1 protein-coding gene is annotated in these 1,113 nt (G+C 60.2%); it reads right to left on the bottom strand.

The annotated features are described in order from the left end of the window. Window positions 1-29 precede the first annotated feature (29 nt). The gene (locus M5G20_RS29435; RefSeq protein ID WP_273922020.1) at window positions 30-1,058 is read right to left on the bottom strand and encodes an IS30 family transposase; all 1,029 of its coding nucleotides are present in this window, start codon (window positions 1,056-1,058) and stop codon (window positions 30-32) included. Window positions 1,059-1,113 lie beyond the last annotated feature (55 nt).

Below are 1,113 nucleotides of genomic sequence, written 5' to 3'. Positions count from 1 at the left end.
GGCGGTTGCAGGAGCTGAGTGCAACACGGTTATTGAATTGAAGCCGGAGCATCATGCCGCATAGCCAAGGCTTCCTGCATCACCTCTCCCATGACTTCGATCGGGCATTTGAAATCGAAGCGCTTACGGGGGCGCATATTCAGTTGCAGGGCGATGGCATTCAGTTGCTCCTGGCTGTGTACCGACAAGTCAGTCCCCTTGGGCAGGTACTGGCGGATCAGGCCGTTGATGTTTTCGTTACTGCCGCGCTGCCATGGGCTGTGCGGATCACAAAAATAAATAGCGACCCCGGTCTGCTGGGTGATTTCAGCATGCCGCGCCATCTCCCGGCCTCGGTCGTAGGTCATGCTCTTGCGCATCGCCAGCGGCATGCCGTTGAGCGCTGCACTGAAGCCCTCCATCGCCGAGGTCGCCGTTGCGTCGTTCATCTTCACCAGCATCAGGTAGCCACTGGTGCGCTCCACCAACGTGCCTACCGACGAGGCGTTGGCCTTACCCTTGATCAGGTCGCCCTCCCAATGCCCCGGCATCAGCCGGTCTTCGATCTCTGGCGGGCGCACGTGAATGCTGACCATCTCCGGAATCTGGCCGCGCCGATCCACGCCGCCAGAGCGCGGTCTGCGCGTCGCCTTGCTTTGGCGCAGGCAGATGATCAGCTCCTTGCGCAGCTCGCCGACCGGCAAGGCATAGATCGCGTTGTAGATCGTCTCTCGACAGACGTAGGCATCTCTGAGGCTGGGAATGTTCATGCCGCGCAGCTTGCCGGCAATCTGTTCAGGAGACAAACGCTCACGCAACATATGGGTCACCAACTCGAAGCGCTCACTGCCCGGCAGAAGCTTGCGCTTAGGGCGACAAACCTGGCGCCGAATGCTCATCTGTCGCTGGGCGCAGCGGGCCGAGTAAGCACCACTACTGCCTCGATTGCGCTTCAGCTCTCGACTGATGGTCGAGGGCGACCTGTCAATCAGGCGAGCAATGCCGCGCAGGGTGAAGCCTTGAGCTTGACTGAGCTGAATGATCGCGCGCTCTTCAACGCTGAGTTCGGAATAGGACATAGGGGCAGCACCGTACCGGAAAGGTCAGGTGTTGCACTCAGTTTTCGCGGCCGCC

Origin of the sequence: Pseudomonas sp. TNT2022 ID1044, assembly GCF_028656895.1 — a bacterium.
Lineage (GTDB): Bacteria > Pseudomonadota > Gammaproteobacteria > Pseudomonadales > Pseudomonadaceae > Aquipseudomonas > Aquipseudomonas reinekei.
This window is presented reverse-complemented; position numbering and strand designations above follow the sequence as displayed.